The following is an 18,728-nucleotide window of genomic DNA, read 5'->3' as shown; positions in this document are numbered from 1 at the left end:
ATGTTGAGTCTATCATTTTATTTCCAATCTGTAGATCACTTCATCATCTGAATTGGTTCTATTCTCACTGATAAACAACATGCTCTTATACAAGTTCTGTGCTATTTCGTTATCACGTTCAACCGTTAATGAAATAACCTTGCACAACGGATGCTGTTTTGTAATGTAATCTAGAATGGCTCTTAAAGCGCGCTTACCCATTCCTTTACATTGATAAGTTTTATCGATTTGAAAACCACCAATCCAGTAATTATCTGTACTATCTGGAGTATAACTCAGATAAAAGAAACCAAATACCTTCCCATCAATCTCAAGTACGTAAGGATCAAATGCTTCATCCCACGGTTTTATATAGGCATAAGCGATTCCCTCAATAACGGATGGAACTAATGACGCTTGATGTTCATACAAAGAGATCTTCAGCGCCTCTTCCCAATTCTCTCGTGTGACTGGTTGAATTTTAATATTCCTCACTGTATCTCCTCTTCGATAATCCTTGATTACTTCTAACGTTCTTTTCACTCTCATTCACAACCACTTCCAAATGATGTTCGATCAATTGTATAACTTGTTTTTTATTCTTCGTGATTGTTGCAGTCTTACGGTTTTTGTTAATTGTACATATAACTTCTTCTACATTATATTGATGGTTCCATTTCACGATCATCTTGCATAAGTTCTTGAATGACTGCTTGTAATTCCACGGTTGCAAGCCCATTCTGGACAATACAAACCTCTTTATAATCCGATAATCTCTAATGAACACATTTGGATTTAATACAAAAATCAAATCTGCTTCCTGGATGGACTTAATTGTCCAATCTTTGCACTGTACTCCTTCTATGATCCAAGCTTCTGAACTGACAATAGATTGGAGAGATTCATCCCTAACATGTTCAGGATATCTCAGATTTTCGGCACTTCTGTCCCAGATGAGATTGTCTAATTCATAGCAAGGAATACCGTATTGATCCGACAACTCTTTGGCTAATGTTGATTTCCCACTCCCGCAAGATCCAATAATTCGAATTCTCATACATAATCTTTCTTCAACAATGCATAGATGACATTATCAACAAATCGATTTTTCCAAATAAAATTCTCTTTCAATATGCCTTCTTCACTGAAACCAATTTTCTCAAGCAACTTCCTTGATCCCGCGTTCTCTGGCTCTACAAATGCTTCAATTCTGTTTAATTCAAGGTTCTTGAATCCATATTCAACGATTTTCTGAGTTACCTCGGTCATGTAACCCTGCCGCCAGAACTCCGGTGCTAACTCATATCCCATCACAGCTTTATGATGTTGTTTCATCCAACCATGAAATCCGCATGTTCCAATAATTCTGTTGTCCGATTTCAAAGCAATTCCCCAGCGGATGACCTGACCATTTTCGAATCGTTCAGTCCATCTTTGTATGAGTTCTTCTGCTTGTTTTGTATTCGTAAAACTTTCTACATCGTAGAATCTTGTAACTTCATCTGACGAAAAATATTGAAATATGTCTTGGGAATCTCTCTGTTTAATCTCTCTTAACAGCAATCTTTTGGTTTCTAGTTCAGGAAATGGAGTCATATTCACTTCACCTCAATCGAGTACACTGCCACATTTTTCCCAATGATGTCTACGTCCTTCTCGTGTTTCATGCCATTCTTTTGCGCGACTTTCATAGAACCCACATTGCCATGTTGAATTAACGATATTAATCGTCTCTGTTTCAAGTGATCCATGCCATATTTTTTCCATGCTTTTGCTTGTTCATATCCGTAACCCATTCCCCAGTATTGCTCTATAACCCAGTAACCAACTTCAAGCTCATCATTGCCTTCAATGATTTGAGGAATCAGTCCAGAGGTTCCAATTAACTTGTTATCCTCTTTATTGAATGCGAGGAACAGCCCCTTATCGTCTTTATTCCAGTTGATGTACTTTTCCAGGCTTTGCATGGTTTCTTCCTTGGTCCAGGGTCCTCCATGTCTTATAAATTTCATCATATTTGGCTCACGTGTCATCTCAAAAAGTAAATCGAAATCATTTTTGGTATATTTCCGAAATATAAGTCGTTCTGTCTCCATCTTTCTCTCAACTCCTTCTTCATTCACTTCAAAATCGTTTGTTCGCGCTCTACTGTCGATGTGAAAAACGCTTGCCTAATCTCTTCTCGAAATACTTCTTTATACCGATGTCTTCCAATCTGATCAAAACGGGCTTGAACTCGCTTTACGTGTTCTGTATCTGATTTTATCTTTTTCTCAATTTCTTCGTATTGTTCAAGGGTATCGTATTCCCACATCGCAAAAACTTCGCTGGTTTCATCATCGATTGGTGTGTGCCATCTCCCAATAAGTCTTGATCCGTATTTCAATTGGGATGGCAGCAAAATATCATTAAATAGAGCATTAAACTCTTCTACAAAAGAAGTCGCAATAATATAGGTTTTTCTCCTATATATCATCATGTGTACCTCCTTATGTGTGATAGAAGCTATACACCTATCTCGTCACGATTCCCGATGTAATTTTCATGTTTGGAGCATAGGTTAACCATGAGTTTTCATTAAACTTCCTAGCAAATACACTCTCTGCTTCATATTCTCTATTCGCTTCTTCTGAATTCAGTCCTCTTTCCATCAGTTGAGCAACTACTTCATTTCTTGCATTCGGTTCTTGTCCCAGTCCTTCTTCTTTTAATGCATGAAAAAGCTTTCCCTTATCCAAATCTGCCATGTGTTGATCTAAGAAGTTAACTTTGTCACTCACCCGGCATTCTACATTTCGCAAGCCAAGTTGGCTAAGCAGAATTGGAATCTTCATACCAATATTTCCATCTTTACCACTGCGGTTGGCATCCTCCTCGAACAATTTTTGGAGAATACCTAGCTGAATAATCTTGGATTGTTCAAGTCCATGTAATTCATAGTTTGACATATTAGCGATCCAATGGGGTTCAAAACATATGATTCTACCCTCATCTACTACACTGTCGGTCATCTTCTGAAGAACGATGATAGGCTCTGTCATATGTAATAAGAAGGCATGACTTATCGCAATATCGTATTGACGTTTCACTTGCACCGTTTCAATGTCATCTACTATAAAAGTCGTTTGATAAGAGGTCTTTGAGAAAATCTCTTTGGCCTGCTTAATCAATTCCTCCCCCTTGTCTAATCCGGTGTAGGTTGATCCTTCGGGTAATAAAGGAAGTAGCTTCAGGCCGAGATAGCCAAAACCACATCCATAGTCGATCATATCTACCGACTTTTCAATCTTCCATACACGTTGAACCAAAAACTCAAGATAATCATCGTTATAATATAGCCACCGCGTATTTCTCAGATATTCAATTTGGTCATCCCAATAGTAATCAGACAAGGTGAACTCCCTCCCTCATAAGATGTAATCGTATTCATAAACATTCAAATATCATGGGGAAATGGACTAGAGTGTGTCTTCAAACTCAGGCAAGTAAACGATGATGGGTGCCAGCTTACTGTCCGAAAATTGCTGAAGTTCAGGGTGACTGATGCTGGCGAATGGCCAGGCGATTTTCTAAGGAACACAGGACATCTTATTTCCCAAAATCATCTGACAAAAACGCTACAAAAGGCTATTTTTTCTGATATAGCGTGTCTCAGATTCCTTAGATTTCGGAGGACGTTTCAAATTCCCGAATAAGACGTGTCAGGTTCGTTAGCGCTTGCTCACACATTCAAGGATGCAACGCTATGTTAATGCATATCAACGTATGCAATGATTAATATTGTCGTCTCCTCTATACAGTTGCTTCAAAACCAAATATTCCAATCACTTACATAAGGTGTACTGCGAAAGCATGAGATGTCTATCGAACCTTAGCAGTTAATCCCAAGCCCCTTTATCACCAGATCGATAGTTTTGTCCTCGTATCATTCTCCTCCGTTATATATTTGAGAGATCATTCAACCCAATTGCTCATATTCAGTTTTTAATATACTCATGCAAACACTATCCCAGTATTTCCCCTTTTTATATATCTTCTTTCTGTATCTTCCTTCTTCTTTAAAGCCACATTTTAAATAACATTTGTAAGCAATCTCATTATACTCGTACACTTCAAGTTCTAATCTGTTTAAATTTAGCTCTTCGAAGACAAACTTCTGTAGTACACGGATTGCTTCACTTCCATAACCTTTACCTAAAAATTCTTTTCTCCCTATTACAATTGCTAAACATGCAAAGCGATTTTTATAATCAATTTTGTACAAATCGATCTGGCCTATATAATCTAGCGAATCCTTTAACCCGATAATAAAACTTTTATTTGAAGACTTGCCTTCAACCATTGTCCTGAAAAAGACTTCCGTCTCATAACTCGAATGAGGATACAAAAAATTATCTGATAATGTCCCTGTGATTTCCGGATCGTTCACCCATTGTTTGATGTAATCCAAATCAGAATCCTGGTATTCTCTTAACACAATCCGTTCACCATAAATACGAGACATCGATAATCCCCCCACGATTTTTTCCTTATGCAACCTTCCTAAAATCTAATGCTTGTTTCTACCTTGTATTAGTTATTCAACCCTCTTATCATTTTCAATTCGAAGCATAATAACAGTACAGTTATTTCACCCGATATTTATCATTTTTTATAATTTCACTTACTATTTCAGGTAATTGTTCTTCTGTAAAATGATTAGTATACAGCTTGTTATCTACTTTCAGGTCCGGATGATTTTCAAACTCATCCAGCAGAATTATACTTCTTTCTTTCATTTGATATTCTTCTGCTCTTAGACGGTCTCTGCGAATAATGGTTTGACGATCAACCATTAATACAACATAGATTATGCGAACATCATAGTCTGCCAATTCCGTCAATAATCCATCAATGTCTTCCGGAAAGGCCACATAGTCCAGAACTACATCGTATTTATAATCCAATAAGTTCTTCACTAGACTAGATATATTTTTCCAAGTTAAGTCATTTGTATCCTTATCAAGCCAGGGTTTACCTCGCCCTTTGACCGGAAAGTGACTAACCACATCTCCTGAAATGTAAGCACTCTTATCTAAAGTCTGAACTAGCAGATTTGAAGTTGTTGATTTCCCCACTCCAGGGGGTCCAGATATAATATATAGATTTTTACTCATTCTGTATTCTCCTTACAATATTTTTTGGAAACTTCCAATATCCAGTTTTCTATCGAATTTATATCCAATCTCTTTAAACAGAGCACATTGTTCATAACCATTTCTCTCAAATAATGATTTACTTCTTGTATTCTCCATGCAAATCGTCGCAATTAAGGTATGGAATCCTTGTTCTTTTGCAATCTTCTCTATAAAATGTAGTGCTTGTTTCCCCAAGCCTTTTCCCAAAATATCGGGCTTTAAATATATGGTGACTTCACCGCAAATGTCATATGCCTGTTTACTCTTATATTGGGTGATCAGAACATAACCCATCATTTGATTGTATTCAAGAATTACATAAGTTTTATACCGCGTATCCTTGTTCATGACAGAGGATTTAATCTGATCATGATCTAATTCCTCCGTATGAAATGAAATCGTTGTATTCATTACATAATAGTTATAAATCACTCTAATTTCAGGGAGGTGTTGTTCGGTTACCTCTTCAAAAGTCACAGTCGTCAATTAGGTTCCATCCTCTTCAGTTCATTTTCTTCAAAATAATTTCTATGATTTCACTAGTATCCAGATGATCGGTAATAATGCGAGTTTGAAATTGTTCATCCTTGAAAGCTTCAACACACTTTGGTGCTTGTTGATACTGCCAGCCTCCATATTCATCTCCGCGTTTAGCCAAACGATGATAAATCGTCTCTTCTGTAGCCGTAAGGCAAAAATGATGAATGTCCTGATCGATCTCTTTCAACCCGTTATAAATGTAATTAAAGTTTTCCTCTTTATAGATGGTCATAGGGATGATTAAGTGTTTGTTGTATTTCTGCTTTACTTCTTTAGCTGTCTTTACGGTTAGAATTTTCCATAGATCGATATCTTGAAAATCATCCGTCCGTTCCCTTTCCTCTCTACAATTCTCCGGAAGAAGTTTTCTGAGCATATAACCTATTTCTTCAGGATCGTAAATCATGCTGTTTGCAATTAAGGGCTGAAGTGCTTCTGCTGCAGAAGTTTTTCCCGAACCAAACGCTCCGTTAATCATAATAATCATTTGATCCTTTCACTCCCATTCAATGAAATTCTTCAATAGAAACAATTTTTCTCATATACAATTTCATCCATTATAAATGTTTTCCTTCCACTTTTGTGTTACAAAATGGCAAAAAACATAATGAAACCCCATTGGGACAACCCAACGGGATTTCATCAAAGTGAATTATTTTTCAATCAACCTTGAGCTTGTTAATGTATTTCCAAGTAATCAATATAGATATCCCATGTCCCGTCATCGGCTGTTACAACCAACTCAATGACCTGATTTCCCGTCCCATGACTGACATTATTCAGGGTATAGACCGCTGGAGAGCTCCCGCCAAAGTAAAAGGTTCCCTTCGTCTGTCCACCAATCTTCAAATCAACTCTAGCCATGTTGGCATTGTTTGAAGCTCCACGAAGTGAAAAATTGTGAGTGCTCGTTGCAAAATTCTGAGTGTATTTAACCAAATCATTGTTAGCATAAAGGACCACGCCATTGAAAGGAGAACTGATATTGCCGGTGTATTGCCCACCTTTGGTCATATTCTCAGCTTCCACTTTTGTTCCGTTACTTGGCGGATTCGTAGTGCTACTATCGGGTGCAACTGCCCGACCGGTCGTTGATGAGATCATGCCGGAGCAAAGGCCACGATTCTTCAGATTTTGTGCAATCTGCGGAATGGCTTGAAGTGTCGTCTGATACTGATCATGCATTAGAATGACGTCACCACTTTTCATCGTGTTCACAGCTGCTACAATCTGGGCTGCGCTGGCACCATTCCAGTCTTGGGAATCTACGTTCCACAGCACTTCCTTCAGGCCGTTTTGGCTCACAACGGATTTCAAGGTCGCATTTGTCGCACCGTAAGGAGGTCTGAACAGTTTAGGTGAACTTCCGGTAATGGACTGGATCGTCTGCTGTGTCCGAGTAATCTCTGACGACATCTGAGAGCTGTTTAATGTTGTCATATTCGGATGTGTATAGGAATGATTGCCAATCCACATTCCAGCTGCCACCTGTGCAGTAACCAGAGATTGATTATTTTGCGCATTTTGTCCAACATTAAACATCGTTGCCCGTAAGCCAGCCTGCTTCAACGCGTTAAGCATGTTTGTTGTATTTCCAGATGGGCCATCATCAAACGTCAGACCTACATAACCATTCGGACAACTTGCATCTGCAGCACCAGCATTGGGCACCGCCGGAATAGAAAACAAGGTACCGAAAAGTGCGAGAGACATTACCACCTTTGCAAGCTTTACTTTGAACATAAAATTACCTCCTCATAATATATTCACAGCATAATACCTTCTACACTCCCTCTCTTTATCGAACTTTCCCCCTCGAAAAAAAGCGCTTTCAAAAGTATGTAATCCGCTGCGTCCTTTCTGATAAATAAGAGCTTTAGTTCAAGGTGAGTTCAGTATAAACGATACCTCCATTTAAAGTAAATTGAATTTTATCCAAAATGTTCTATTTTTTCACGAGTTCTAGAATCGCCTATTGTACATCTCCCGTCTAGCACTCTCCTGTGTAAAAATGTCCTCCGGGGGCACCATGCGCTTCGGGAGTGTACGCCCTGCAATAATTTCTTTTGTAGCCTGCATAAGCTGAGGACCAAGCAGCGGGTTACATTCCACCACAGCGTTGATTTTCCCACTCGCCAGAATTTCAAGTGCTTTGCGGGAGCCGTCCACCGAGACAATGATAATGTCCTCTCCCGGCTTCAGTCCAACTTCTTCTATCGCTTGTATCGCGCCAAAAGCCATTTCATCATTATGGGCAAAAAGAACCTGCGGCCGTTTGTCTTCCGGGACCTGAAGGAATTCTTTCATCACTTGTTTCCCATTGTCCTCCGTAAAATCGGCAGGAGCACTTTGTGAGAAGATGATGTCTGTTCTGGTGTCGAAAATGCTTCTAAAGCCCTCGCCACGCTGGATGGAAGGCGTAGAACCACTCGTGCCTTGCAGTTCGGCAATCCGTATCAAACCCGGATGATTTCGCATCCGATCCTGAATGTACTTCCCGGCCTTCACCCCTTCCTCATAAAAGTCCGATCCAATCGTTGTCACAAAAAGTGAAGTGTCTTTGACGTCAACTGACCGGTCTACGATGATTACGGGTATACCTGCATCCCTGGCCTCCTGAAGAATACCATCCCAGCCCGATTCCACGACCGGTGCAATAGCAATGACATCCACCTTTTGCCTGATGAACGACCGAACAGCCTCGAACTGTTTCGTCTGAGACTGTTCTGCATTTTTTATGACAAGGGAGATTCCCGATTCAGCCGCAGCATTCCGAATAGACGTGGAGTTTGCCAGACGCCAGGCACTCTCTCTGCCCAGTTGTGAAAAACCCAAGACAATCGGTTTCGTAGAGGTATCCCTTGCTACCGCTGACTCCATCCATTCCTCAACGGAGGGAAGAGTTTCCAAGTTGTTAGACGAGATGGGAGAAGGAACAGATTCAGAATCAGGGGTTGTGCAGCCGACAAGCAGCAGTAGAATGAACAAACACAACCCGTTCACATGTCTTCTCACTCACGCATCCCCCATCTCCATGTTACGCTCAGCATTCACCAATGCAGAGCGCATATTGTTATATCATTGTTTCGGTATCCGTGTTCAATATCATTTTAATTCGATCAACTTAATGCAGTGATTTCGAGGATACTCGCCGCCCGCTAAGAAGTCGCTGGAACAAAATAAAGACAAACAGCATCAGGCCAATCACAATCTTGGTCCACCATGAGCTGAGCGTGCCTTCGAAGCTAATTATAGTTTGGATAGCTCCCTGGATCAATACACCAATAAAGGTTCCCGCCACATACCCTACACCACCTGTTAACAAGGTGCCTCCTATTACAACAGCGGCGATGGTATCGAGTTCAAGACCCATGGCGTGTAATCCATAACCGGATAACATATAGAAGGTGAAGACAACACCGGCAAGCGCGGAGCACAAACCGCTGAACGTGTACACCAGGATTTTGGTACGTGCAACCGGCAGTCCCATGAGCAGCGCGGATTGCTCGCTTCCGCCGATGGCGTAAACGTTGCGCCCAAACCGGGTGTAATGTGCCAGGTAGATCGCGAGCAGTACAATGACCAGAGCAATAATCACATTAATGGAGACAAAGCTGCCCCCTGGCAGGGAGATTTTCGCCTGCGCAACCTGTGTGTAAAATGGATTCGTAATGGTAATGGTGTCGAGACTGATGACATAACACAGCCCCCGCGCCAAAAACATGCCTGCCAATGTCACGATGAAGGGCTGGATTTTGAAATAGTGGATGATCGCCCCCATGACTGTGCCAAAGAGCGCACCCATGACAAGCACCATAGGTATAACAATCGCAGGCGACCAGCCCTGCTTCTCGACCAGACTTGCGCTAATGATGGTCGTCAGCGCAATGACAGAACCTACTGACAGGTCGATTCCTCCCGATACAATCACAAAAGTCATGCCAATTGCCGTGATAATCAGAAATGCGTTATCAATGAGAAGATTAAGCAGTACCTGTGTGGAAAAGAACCCCGTATACCGGAAAGAGCCTATGGCAAACATCACGGCCAGCAAGCCGAAGGTGACAAAGACCGGGAGATACTTACGATTAAGAAACATGGCGGTTAACCCCCTGTTCGGCTGGAAACTTCCGTTTTTTCCAACGGATCACCATGGAATTGCGGAATGAATCGGATTGAATCAAACATACGGCCAGTACAACAAAGGCTTTGACAACCAGTGTAACTTCTGGCGGGACTCCAATCATATAGATCGTCGTTGTTAAGGTTTGGATAATGAGTGCTCCAACGACGGTACCCATTAGATAGAAACGACCACCATTGAGTGAAGTACCCCCGATGACTACAGCAAGAATGGCATCAAGTTCATACCATAGACCTGAGTTATTTCCATCCGCACTGGATACATTCGAGCTGAGAATAAGCCCGGCAATGCCAGCACACAGACCACAGAAGACATATACCGTGAGAATAACCGTTTTTGAACGAATACCTGCCAGTTGGCTCGCGTTTGCGTTACTTCCGACCGATTCGATAAACAGTCCCAGTGCCGTTTTTCTCGTCAGCAATGAGGCAACAAGCAGCACAGTTAATACGATGAAGATGGAGAAAGGTAATGCTGCAAGCGAGCCTGCCCCGATATAGGCGTAGTTCGCGTTGGATACAGTAATAATCTGTCCACTCGTAATCAATTGCGCAATCCCACGTCCAGCTACCATCAGAATAAGCGTTGCAATAATGGGTTGGATTCGGGCAACCGAAACCAGCGCCCCGTTCCATATGCCCAAGATCAGTGAGAGACCTATAGATAATCCAAGTGCACCCAACACAAGCCAGAGCGAACTCTGATCCACTCCTCTGCTGATGCTCATACAAGCCACAGCACCCGAGATCGCTACAATGGAGCCCACGGACAAGTCGATACCTCCGGTCGCAATCACCAGTGTCATACCGATCGATACCAGAATTAAAGGCGCTCCAAAATTGAGAATATCAATCAAGCTGCCATACAGATTCCCTTCACGCATGACGAGGGAGAAGAAATCCGGAGAGTACAGCAAATTAAAGATTAAAAGTAAACCAAGCATACATAACGGCCAAAACAAATGATGTTTACGCATCTTGCCCGCCATCTCTTTAACCTCCTGCCATTGCTTTCATGATTTGCTGTTGATGGATCTGATCCCCGCTAAGTTCTTTCACTTTTTTGCGGTCCCGGATTACGGCAATCCGGTGGCTGACACGAATCACTTCTTCCAGCTCGGACGAAATGAACAGCACGGCCATGCCCTGCTTCGACAGAGAGAGCACCAGCTTCTGTATCTCAGTCTTTGCACCGATATCAATTCCACGCGTAGGTTCATCGAGAATCAACAGATCGGGGTTCATCAGCAGCCACCGTGCAAGCAACACCTTTTGCTGATTACCGCCGCTCAGATTTTTAATTAAATGCTCCGGGTTTTTCGGATGGATATTTAACAGGTTGATGTACTTTTCGGCGATCTCATCCTGTTTCTTGCGTGAGATGGGTTTGGACCAGCCTCGTGTCGCTTGTAAAGCCAGAATAATGTTCTCCCGAATGGTCAAATCATCGATTATGCCTTCGGTTTTACGGTTCTCGGAGCAAAAAGCAATATTCTGATCAATTGCATGACGCGGCGACTTGACCGTACTTCCTGTATCTACAACGAGCAGCTTGCCTACATCTGAACGATCTGCACCAAAGAAAAGGCGAGCGATCTCGGTACGACCAGACCCCAATAACCCAGCCAAGCCCACGACTTCTCCCTTGCGAATGTCCAGATCAAAAGGCTCAATTGCTCCTTTGCGTCCAAGTGCCTTAGCGGTAATTAACAGTTCTCCCGACTCCGCCTGGGCAGCCTCCGCTTCCTTCGGAAGCTCCTCAAGCACCTCAAGCTCCTTGCCGATCATCTTGAGCACAAGTTCCATGCGTGGAAGTTCTGCGGCTATGTACTCTCCTTCCAATTCCCCGTTACGGAGCACCGTTAGACGATCCGACATTTCGTATACCTGATCAAGAAAATGAGTAACAAAAAGAATCGCGAGACCTTCACTCTTTAATTTGTGCATAATACGAAACAGTTGCTGAACCTCGTTTTTGTCCAGACTGGATGTGGGTTCATCCAATATGAGCACTTTTGCCGAGATGCTGAGTGCTCTTGCAATTGCAATCAGTTGTTGCATCGCGACCGAGCAGGTCTGTAAAGGAGCCTTAACGTCGATGGACAGATGTAATCTGTCTCGCAGAATGTTCTCCGCATCTTTGTTCATTTGCTTCCAATTGATTTTGCCAAATCGCATCGGCTCCCGCCCGATGAAAATATTTTCAGCGACTGTTAAGTTCGGGCAGAGATTGACCTCTTGATAAACGGTACTGATTCCCGCCTTTTGCGCTTCAAGCGGACCGGAGATCGAAAGATGCCGGTTATCCATGGTTACCGTTCCTTCATCAATGGAATAAACGCCAGTCAGAACTTTAATAAGCGTCGACTTCCCCGCTCCGTTCTCACCCATCAAGGCATGAATCTCGCCCGGAAACAAGCGAAAGCTGACGCTGGACAGCGCTTTAACCCCAGGAAATTGTTTGGTGATGCCTGTCATTTGCAAAATGGGTGCTTGCTCGGCCATATAACCCTCTCCTTTGTTATGGAAAAAAGTCATTTAGCGACAGCCGGTCGAAAAATGACTTTTCGGTGTTATACGAATCTGCTTTTAATATTCACGTGTTGGCAATGCTTCTTTGGCTTGCTCCGATGTGAAGGTCGTCTCATCCGTAACGATTCGGGGTTCGATGTCTTTCCCGTCCACTACCGATTGAACCGCTTCCATTAATTGAGGTCCTAACAACGGATTACATTCAACGATAAAGTTGATTTTGCCATCAGCAGCAGCCTGCATACCATCCTTCACGGCATCCACAGAGATAATGGTAATATCTACGCCTGGTTTCAATCCTGCCGCTTCAATGGCCTGAATTGCCCCAAGTGCCATATCGTCATTATGTGCATAGAGAACATCTATTTTTTTATGTGCTTTGAGGAAAGCTTGCATGACTTCTTTGCCTTTGGCACGTGTAAAGTCACCCGATTGTGAAGCAATCACTTTAAGCTTCGAATTGGAAGCAATCAATTCCATAAAGCCCTCTTGACGGTCATTCGCTGGTGCGGAGCCTGTTGTACCCTGCAGCTCAACAATGTTGATTTCATCTTGTGTGTCTTTGTATTGGTCACTAAGCCACTGACCTGCTTTGCGTCCTTCTTCTACAAAGTCGGAACCAATAAAGGTTTTGTAGAGGGTTTTATCCGGCGAATCCACAGCACGGTCCGTCAAAATCACGGGAATGCCTGCATCCTTCGCTTCCTTCAATACGGTATCCCAACCGGATTCTACAACAGGGGAAAAAGCAATCACCGTCACCTTCTGTTGTATGAAGGATCGCAAAGCTTTAATTTGATTTTCCTGCTTCTGCTGCGCATCGGAGAATTTCAAATCATAACCCGCTTCTTTGGCTGAATCCTGAATCGACTTGGTATTCGCCGAACGCCAGCCACTCTCCGCACCAACCTGCGAAAAACCAAGCGTAATTGTTTTGGCGCTGGCAGGTGTACTGCCATTCCCACTCGTTGAAGTTTCATTATCGGAGCCTGCTCCTCCATTGGTACTGCTACATGCCGTGCTGACCAGCATCACCATAGCCAATGTTATGGCAAGTCCCCACTTTTTTTTGGTTCGCATGTTGTGATCCTCCCTTTTTTCGTTTCACCTTGTGGTGTGACCACATTATAGAACGCTTTCATTCCGAGCTTATATGGAGTCTCATACTTTATTTATGTAATAATTTAGTAATTTCAAAAAATGGAGTTTAAAAAGTGTAATTTCTTTGTTTAATTGTGTAGTATTTAGCGATTCTCTTACATATTAGAAAATCATGTTATACTAATGATACATTTTTGATCCCTTCAGATGGAGTGGAATACGTTGAAACTCATTCAATGGATTGCTTCAAGCCTCAGGCTTAAATTACTCAGCATGTTTATTATCCTCAGTTCAGTGCCACTGATCGTGGTTGGATTGATTTCTTACCACAAATCCTATACGGTCGTATCCAATCATAATAAGGCCTCGACACAGCTGGTTGCCGACCAGCTTGCCAGGAACATTGACATCTTGTTTGAGGATACGGAACGGCTGCTCGAACTGGGCAAGAACCCGCAAGTGCTTCAATACTTGTATTCTCAATCTGAGTCCTACCCGGAAGCCAAAGCCATCCTTCAGACATACAATCTTTATCGGGAAACCTACAAGTATGACAAGGTACTTAATATCTCATTCGTGAATTTCTATGGAAAAGGCATAAGTGAACGAAAAGGCGTGTTCAAGCTGGAACGAAATCCGCTGCGTAACCCGTACTTCAAGTATCTAATACAGTATCCGGATGCCATTCTGCGCATCCCTCATTCTGCAGCCTATGCCGAATATAACAGGCTGGATGGGTTTGCTTACCCTAAACAGAATGCGCTTTCAATTATAACCACGGTCAAAGAGCGAATTACACATGAGGTCATCGGGTTCATAGTGATTGATTTGAATGATTCATTCATTGATGATTTTTTGACGAATACCCCCATTAAGGATTCCGGTTTTTTCTATATTAGTGATCAATACGGAAATACACTCTTCAGGCCGGATGTCACCCCGGCATCCATAACCATGATGGATCAGATCCGATCGGTTCCTTTACATCTACAGCACGACAGCTTTATCCTGTCTGCAGGATCCAAGCCCCAGTTTGTTGTATACAGCACCTCAAAACAAACCGGATGGAAAATGGTCGGGGTAGCTCCTTATCAGGAAATCATTGCAGAGGCCAATAGCATTCGCCAATTGATCATCATTACGGTTTTGTTAAGTGCTTTCTTTGCGATATCGTTATATTTTTTCCTGAATAATCGACTGATTTTTCCCATTCGGATTCTGATGAACAAGATGCGTAAAGCTGCAAACGGTTACTTGGAAGCCAAAGTCACACCACACGGCTCGGACGAAATTGCTGATCTGGGCAAAAGCTTCAATGTGATGCTGGATAAGCTCAAAACACTAATTGAAAAGAGCATTCGAGAGAATGAACAGGTAAAAATAGCTGAACTACGTACGCTGCAAGCTCAGATCAACCCTCATTTCCTGTATAACACGTTGGAATCTATCCTATGGATGGCTGAAGCAGAGAAAAAAGAAAATGTAATTAAACTTGTGCAAGCCCTCTCGAAATTCTTTCGTTTGAGTCTGAACAAAGGATTCGACTGGGTATCCATTCAAACCGAGCTTGAACATGCGCGGAGTTACTTGGTTATTCAACAGATGAGGTACCACGATATTCTCACCTACGAGATCAGCGTTGATCGTGAACTTCAGGATTATCCCATTTTGAAAATGACGCTGCAGCCCCTGATTGAAAACGCGCTCTATCATGGGATCAAGAACAAACGCGGTCAAGGGCTGATATCCATACACGGGTATGTAGAGGACAATAGCATCATTCTCACCGTACAGGATAACGGAATTGGCATGTCTGCGGATCGATTGGCACAATTACGTGAAGAGCTGGAGAAGCCGGCAGATTCCCGTTCACCCCAAGATGACGAGCAGGAAGGCGGATTTGGTCTGCTCAATGTACATCACCGGATTCGACTCTATTTCGGACCAGCTTATGGTGTTGAAATGGAAAGTACGTATATGGAAGGCAGCACATTTATGATTCGTATCCCCAAAAGCAAGGAGGTTAACCGTTGAAAAAGGTGATGATTGTGGATGACGAAATTGGAATTCGGGAGAATATACGCAGTTGCATTGATTGGGAAAAGGAAGGTTTTCACTATTGCGGGGATGCACCCGACGGTGAGCTTGCGTTACCTTTAATTCATGAATGGGCTCCGGATATTCTGATTACGGATATCAAAATGCCATTTATGAACGGATTGGAACTGACCTCCATCGTTCGCACGCAACACCCTGACATCAAAATCATTATCATGAGTGGTCATGATGAATTCAGCTATGCCCAGGAGGCCATCCGACTTGGTGTGACCGAGTACTGTCTAAAGCCCATTAGCGCAGCAGAGCTAATCCAAATACTGCATAAGGTCAGCAAACAAATGGATGAAGAACACCAACGCATGACAAACCGAACGATCACCAAAGAAAAACTGCTGGCCGATCTGTGCGGGGGACTCATCGGTACAACCGATGCGATTGAATCAGCCAAACAACTCTCACTTCCTCTCTCAGCCAGGTATTACACCATTGTCATTATCGACGTTCGATTAACAGAGGATTCCCCGGACTCGGAATCCATGATGAAGAAGCTGCTTCCCATACTGGAGGAAACTCGTGATCCCCACGTAGAACTTCTACCTTATATTCGAAGCCGGACGGAGCTCGTGCTTCTGCTCAAGTATAATGACGATGAGAACATATCCGTATATCTGGAGCAGCTTCGCGGGCGGGTTCGTATGGAGCTTGAGCATACGTTCAAATGTAATATTATTCTGGGCATTGGCAGTCAACAGGAGCGGCTGCAAGGCATTCATGTCTCATATCTGGAAGCGGAGGAGGATAAATATATTACCCGGCTCACCCTTCAGAACAGAGCTTCTCTACGTGAAATTAACCTGGATGAGCAAACGACTCTTTTTCTCGACAGGAATTCATTTCTTGAATTCCTCAAAATCGGCAGCCCCAATCTGCGTGACCATTTTGTGCAGGAGTTTGCCGCTCCATTACAGCCCTTCGACTGGAAGTCCTCCTCGTATGGCTTCTATCTGTTGAATGATCTTACGCTGGAGTCGTTTCGGCTCGCGAATCAGTTGTTCCGCATGAGTGACCATTCGGATGAGAACATTACTTCCCTACAGCAGACGATCCGGAAGATTACGTGCTGGGAGGATTGCACCCAATATCTGTGTTCCCTGCTTAACCTGTTATGGCAGAGAAGAGCAGCGTGCTCCGGGAAATACAGTGATGTCATTGATCAGGTGAAAGCCTATGTATCCCGTGAATACAATAACGAACAGGTCTCGTTGAAGATGATTTCTGCACACGTCAGAATCAGTCCAAGTCATCTAAGCAAGATTTTCAGTCAGGAAACTGGTCAAACGATAACGGAGTATTTAACCCAGATTCGAATCGGCAAAGCCAAGGAGCTGCTGAAAACAACCAACAACAAAACCTTTGAGATTGCTTACAAAGTTGGTTACAATGACTCTCACTATTTTTCTAATATATTCAAGAAAACAACAGGTTTTACGCCAAGAGAATACCGTACTCAAGGAACCGAGGAATCGCAGGCCAGACCATCAGATATGAGAAAAGAGTCAATGTATGAATAAAGCCAGATTTGCACTTTTACTTACACTAAGCCTTCTGTTCCCGATGATCGTTTCATCCGGTTCGGCACACATTCGCCCACAGCAGATGGCTGCAATACTTCCTACGACTCCACCTGTAGAGAAATCTGTAGCGAGCAAAACTTTTGGTATTATCTATCCCATGACGTATCCAACCTATGAGATGATCACGAAGGATGCAACGGAATATGCAGGGAAACACAATATTACATTAATTGTAAACGCACCTGATGAAGCCAATACCGAACAACAGATCCGTATCATGGAGAATATGATCAAACAACATGTGGACGGGATAGCTATATCTCCTGTGGATGCTGCTGCACTTACACCCGTTATTGATGCAGCCCAAGCTGCAGGTATTCCTGTCATTACATTTGAGTCAGATGTCCCATCCAGTCATCGAATCGCTTATGTTGGCGCCGATAACTATCGCACTGGCGAGCAGTTCGCGATGACAACTACACGACTCCTGCATAATCAAGGCATGATTCTTGTCGAGAATGGCTTGGAGGAGATGCAAGGTTTGCAGCAGCGGCTTAATGGATTCATTGATTATATCCGCAGTGAAACAGACATCGAAATCTTGGAAGTACGTTATCATCAAGGGAATGAAGATCAAGCCATGTCCGATATGGAGAACATGATTCAGGCTCACCCTCACTTCAATGCGATTATCGGGCTCGATTTTGTTTCTGTCTCTGCCTCTATCCTGATCTGGAAAGCAAAAGGCCTTAACCGGCATTTAATCGCGTTCGGTGACAGTCCCACTAGTGAAAACGGGTTGCTCAACGGTCAATTGTCTGCCGTTATTTCGCAGAATGAAGGAGTCTGGGGTGCCAAAATGATGGAGACCCTGTTACTCGCGAGCGAAGGTGTGCCTGTGAAGGAATTTATTGACACGGGGATCATTGAAATAAACCAGGAAGGAAGTAATTAAGGGGATGTCCTCGTGTCATTCTGATGACTGGAGGACATCCCCATCTAAATTTCCGTACACGTAGTTATTACATCCGTTCATCGAGGTGTTTCTCAAGAAAGATGACTCTCAAGTATGATGATCGCTTTTGAGAATTCATTTTTTCCATTCATTTTCTAATATGCTCATCTCGATAAGATTCCAGAATGTATCTTCATATCTTCTCGCATCACGAATAAGTCCCTCTTGTACAAAGCCCGCTTTTTCATAACATCGGATGGCTGAGACATTAAAATCAAATACGCCCAGACTGATCCGGTGCAACTTCTCCTCTTCAAATCCAATTCGAAGTGCCTCATCGATCATTTGCTTCCCATAACCTTTACCCTGATAAGGCTTGCCAACAAGCACCTTACCGATACGCCCTGAACGATTATATCGATCGATACCGCCAAGAGCAATATGACCTACAATCTCCTGAGTCGATTCATCCATCACTTTATAAATGAACTTATTTGAAGTGTTTTTATCATTGGCACCATGCAGATAATCCGATAGCTGCTCTCTGGAAAGTGGATAATGGAACTGAGGGCCTGCCCACTGGAGCAGAAATGCTTCATCCCCACTCCATTCGATCAGTTGATCAAAATCTTCCGGTTCAAAGTATTGGAATGTAATCATGTATATCCG

Annotated in this window: 19 protein-coding genes; 3 read left to right on the top strand and 16 right to left on the bottom strand. The window is 42.9% G+C overall.

Going from position 1 to position 18,728, the window contains the following annotated elements:
- Positions 1 to 12: 12 nt before the first annotated feature.
- The 15 genes from MKY92_RS12020 to MKY92_RS11950 form a co-directional block, all read right to left on the bottom strand.
- Positions 13 to 528: a GNAT family N-acetyltransferase gene (locus tag MKY92_RS12020; RefSeq protein ID WP_339300834.1), complete on the bottom strand. Its 516-nt coding sequence runs from the start codon at positions 526 to 528 to the stop codon at positions 13 to 15.
- Between the two features lie 504 nt (positions 529 to 1,032).
- Positions 1,033 to 1,575, bottom strand: a complete 543-nt coding sequence (locus MKY92_RS12015; protein ID WP_339301771.1) for a GNAT family protein — start codon at positions 1,573 to 1,575, stop codon at positions 1,033 to 1,035.
- A 2-nt stretch (positions 1,576 to 1,577) separates the two neighbouring features.
- The gene (locus MKY92_RS12010; protein ID WP_315936194.1) at positions 1,578 to 2,075 is read right to left on the bottom strand and encodes a GNAT family N-acetyltransferase; all 498 of its coding nucleotides are present in this window, start codon (positions 2,073 to 2,075) and stop codon (positions 1,578 to 1,580) included.
- A 23-nt stretch (positions 2,076 to 2,098) separates the two neighbouring features.
- Positions 2,099 to 2,458, bottom strand: coding sequence for an NIPSNAP family protein (locus MKY92_RS12005; protein ID WP_339300833.1), 360 nt, complete (start codon positions 2,456 to 2,458; stop codon positions 2,099 to 2,101).
- Between the two features lie 34 nt (positions 2,459 to 2,492).
- The gene (locus tag MKY92_RS12000; protein WP_339300832.1) at positions 2,493 to 3,371 is read right to left on the bottom strand and encodes a methyltransferase domain-containing protein; all 879 of its coding nucleotides are present in this window, start codon (positions 3,369 to 3,371) and stop codon (positions 2,493 to 2,495) included.
- Between the two features lie 566 nt (positions 3,372 to 3,937).
- Entirely contained in the window at positions 3,938 to 4,483 is a 546-nt protein-coding gene (locus MKY92_RS11995) for a GNAT family protein (protein ID WP_339300831.1), read from the bottom strand.
- A 121-nt stretch (positions 4,484 to 4,604) separates the two neighbouring features.
- The gene (locus MKY92_RS11990) at positions 4,605 to 5,135 is read right to left on the bottom strand and encodes an AAA family ATPase (protein ID WP_339300830.1); all 531 of its coding nucleotides are present in this window, start codon (positions 5,133 to 5,135) and stop codon (positions 4,605 to 4,607) included.
- 12 nt (positions 5,136 to 5,147) lie between these two features.
- Complete coding sequence (locus tag MKY92_RS11985; RefSeq protein ID WP_339301769.1) at positions 5,148 to 5,633, bottom strand: N-acetyltransferase family protein; 486 nt, start codon at positions 5,631 to 5,633, stop codon at positions 5,148 to 5,150.
- A 25-nt stretch (positions 5,634 to 5,658) separates the two neighbouring features.
- On the bottom strand, positions 5,659 to 6,183 hold the full coding sequence (locus tag MKY92_RS11980) for an AAA family ATPase (protein WP_339300829.1): 525 nt from the start codon (positions 6,181 to 6,183) through the stop codon (positions 5,659 to 5,661).
- A 191-nt stretch (positions 6,184 to 6,374) separates the two neighbouring features.
- Positions 6,375 to 7,439, bottom strand: a complete 1,065-nt coding sequence (locus tag MKY92_RS11975; RefSeq protein WP_339300828.1) for a polysaccharide deacetylase family protein — start codon at positions 7,437 to 7,439, stop codon at positions 6,375 to 6,377.
- A gap of 219 nt (positions 7,440 to 7,658) precedes the next feature.
- Positions 7,659 to 8,711, bottom strand: coding sequence for an ABC transporter substrate-binding protein (locus MKY92_RS11970; RefSeq protein ID WP_339300827.1), 1,053 nt, complete (start codon positions 8,709 to 8,711; stop codon positions 7,659 to 7,661).
- 109 nt (positions 8,712 to 8,820) lie between these two features.
- Positions 8,821 to 9,795: a galactofuranose ABC transporter, permease protein YjfF gene (yjfF, locus tag MKY92_RS11965; RefSeq protein WP_017689006.1), complete on the bottom strand. Its 975-nt coding sequence runs from the start codon at positions 9,793 to 9,795 to the stop codon at positions 8,821 to 8,823.
- Positions 9,785 to 10,828: an ABC transporter permease gene (locus tag MKY92_RS11960; protein WP_339300825.1), complete on the bottom strand. Its 1,044-nt coding sequence runs from the start codon at positions 10,826 to 10,828 to the stop codon at positions 9,785 to 9,787. Before MKY92_RS11960 ends, yjfF begins: the two co-directional genes overlap by 11 nt.
- Positions 10,829 to 10,832: 4 nt before the next feature.
- Complete coding sequence (locus MKY92_RS11955; RefSeq protein ID WP_339300824.1) at positions 10,833 to 12,344, bottom strand: sugar ABC transporter ATP-binding protein; 1,512 nt, start codon at positions 12,342 to 12,344, stop codon at positions 10,833 to 10,835.
- Positions 12,345 to 12,428: 84 nt separating this feature from the next.
- Positions 12,429 to 13,451, bottom strand: a complete 1,023-nt coding sequence (locus tag MKY92_RS11950) for an ABC transporter substrate-binding protein (protein WP_017689009.1) — start codon at positions 13,449 to 13,451, stop codon at positions 12,429 to 12,431.
- A gap of 243 nt (positions 13,452 to 13,694) precedes the next feature.
- Between MKY92_RS11950 and MKY92_RS11945 the strand changes: the two genes are divergently transcribed.
- The 3 genes from MKY92_RS11945 to MKY92_RS11935 are packed head-to-tail and all read left to right on the top strand — an operon-like array spanning position 13,695 to position 18,059.
- Positions 13,695 to 15,506, top strand: coding sequence for a sensor histidine kinase (locus MKY92_RS11945; protein ID WP_339300823.1), 1,812 nt, complete (start codon positions 13,695 to 13,697; stop codon positions 15,504 to 15,506).
- Between the two features lie 5 nt (positions 15,507 to 15,511).
- A complete protein-coding gene (locus MKY92_RS11940) occupies positions 15,512 to 17,101 on the top strand; it encodes a response regulator (protein WP_339301767.1) in 1,590 nt (529 codons plus the stop codon).
- On the top strand, positions 17,094 to 18,059 hold the full coding sequence (locus MKY92_RS11935) for a substrate-binding domain-containing protein (protein ID WP_339300822.1): 966 nt from the start codon (positions 17,094 to 17,096) through the stop codon (positions 18,057 to 18,059). Before MKY92_RS11940 ends, MKY92_RS11935 begins: the two co-directional genes overlap by 8 nt.
- 135 nt (positions 18,060 to 18,194) lie before the next feature.
- On the opposite strand, the gene MKY92_RS11930 is transcribed toward MKY92_RS11935, so the two are convergent.
- On the bottom strand, positions 18,195 to 18,719 hold the full coding sequence (locus MKY92_RS11930; protein WP_339300821.1) for a GNAT family protein: 525 nt from the start codon (positions 18,717 to 18,719) through the stop codon (positions 18,195 to 18,197).
- Positions 18,720 to 18,728 lie beyond the last annotated feature (9 nt).

The organism is Paenibacillus sp. FSL R5-0623 (assembly GCF_037974265.1).
Lineage (GTDB): Bacteria > Bacillota > Bacilli > Paenibacillales > Paenibacillaceae > Paenibacillus.
The sequence above is the reverse complement of the archived record's forward strand: the minus strand, read 5'-3'. Positions and strand labels throughout refer to the sequence as shown.

What these genes read in the sequence shown, in the direction of transcription:
- MKY92_RS11995 (WP_339300831.1), bottom strand. Translation starts at nt 4,483, where the DNA reads ATGTCTCGTATTTATGGTGAACGGATTGTGTTAAGAGAATACCAGGAT.
- MKY92_RS11950 (WP_017689009.1), bottom strand. Translation starts at nt 13,451, where the DNA reads ATGCGAACCAAAAAAAAGTGGGGACTTGCCATAACATTGGCTATGGTG.
- MKY92_RS12020 (WP_339300834.1), bottom strand. Translation starts at nt 528, where the DNA reads ATGAGAGTGAAAAGAACGTTAGAAGTAATCAAGGATTATCGAAGAGGA.
- MKY92_RS12010 (WP_315936194.1), bottom strand. Translation starts at nt 2,075, where the DNA reads ATGGAGACAGAACGACTTATATTTCGGAAATATACCAAAAATGATTTC.
- MKY92_RS11990 (WP_339300830.1), bottom strand. Translation starts at nt 5,135, where the DNA reads ATGAGTAAAAATCTATATATTATATCTGGACCCCCTGGAGTGGGGAAA.
- MKY92_RS11930 (WP_339300821.1), bottom strand. Translation starts at nt 18,719, where the DNA reads ATGATTACATTCCAATACTTTGAACCGGAAGATTTTGATCAACTGATC.
- MKY92_RS11955 (WP_339300824.1), bottom strand. Translation starts at nt 12,344, where the DNA reads ATGGCCGAGCAAGCACCCATTTTGCAAATGACAGGCATCACCAAACAA.
- MKY92_RS11960 (WP_339300825.1), bottom strand. Translation starts at nt 10,828, where the DNA reads ATGGCGGGCAAGATGCGTAAACATCATTTGTTTTGGCCGTTATGTATG.
- MKY92_RS12005 (WP_339300833.1), bottom strand. Translation starts at nt 2,458, where the DNA reads ATGATGATATATAGGAGAAAAACCTATATTATTGCGACTTCTTTTGTA.
- MKY92_RS11980 (WP_339300829.1), bottom strand. Translation starts at nt 6,183, where the DNA reads ATGATTATTATGATTAACGGAGCGTTTGGTTCGGGAAAAACTTCTGCA.
- MKY92_RS11935 (WP_339300822.1), top strand. Translation starts at nt 17,094, where the DNA reads ATGAATAAAGCCAGATTTGCACTTTTACTTACACTAAGCCTTCTGTTC.
- MKY92_RS12015 (WP_339301771.1), bottom strand. Translation starts at nt 1,575, where the DNA reads ATGACTCCATTTCCTGAACTAGAAACCAAAAGATTGCTGTTAAGAGAG.
- yjfF (WP_017689006.1), bottom strand. Translation starts at nt 9,795, where the DNA reads ATGTTTCTTAATCGTAAGTATCTCCCGGTCTTTGTCACCTTCGGCTTG.
- MKY92_RS11975 (WP_339300828.1), bottom strand. Translation starts at nt 7,439, where the DNA reads ATGTTCAAAGTAAAGCTTGCAAAGGTGGTAATGTCTCTCGCACTTTTC.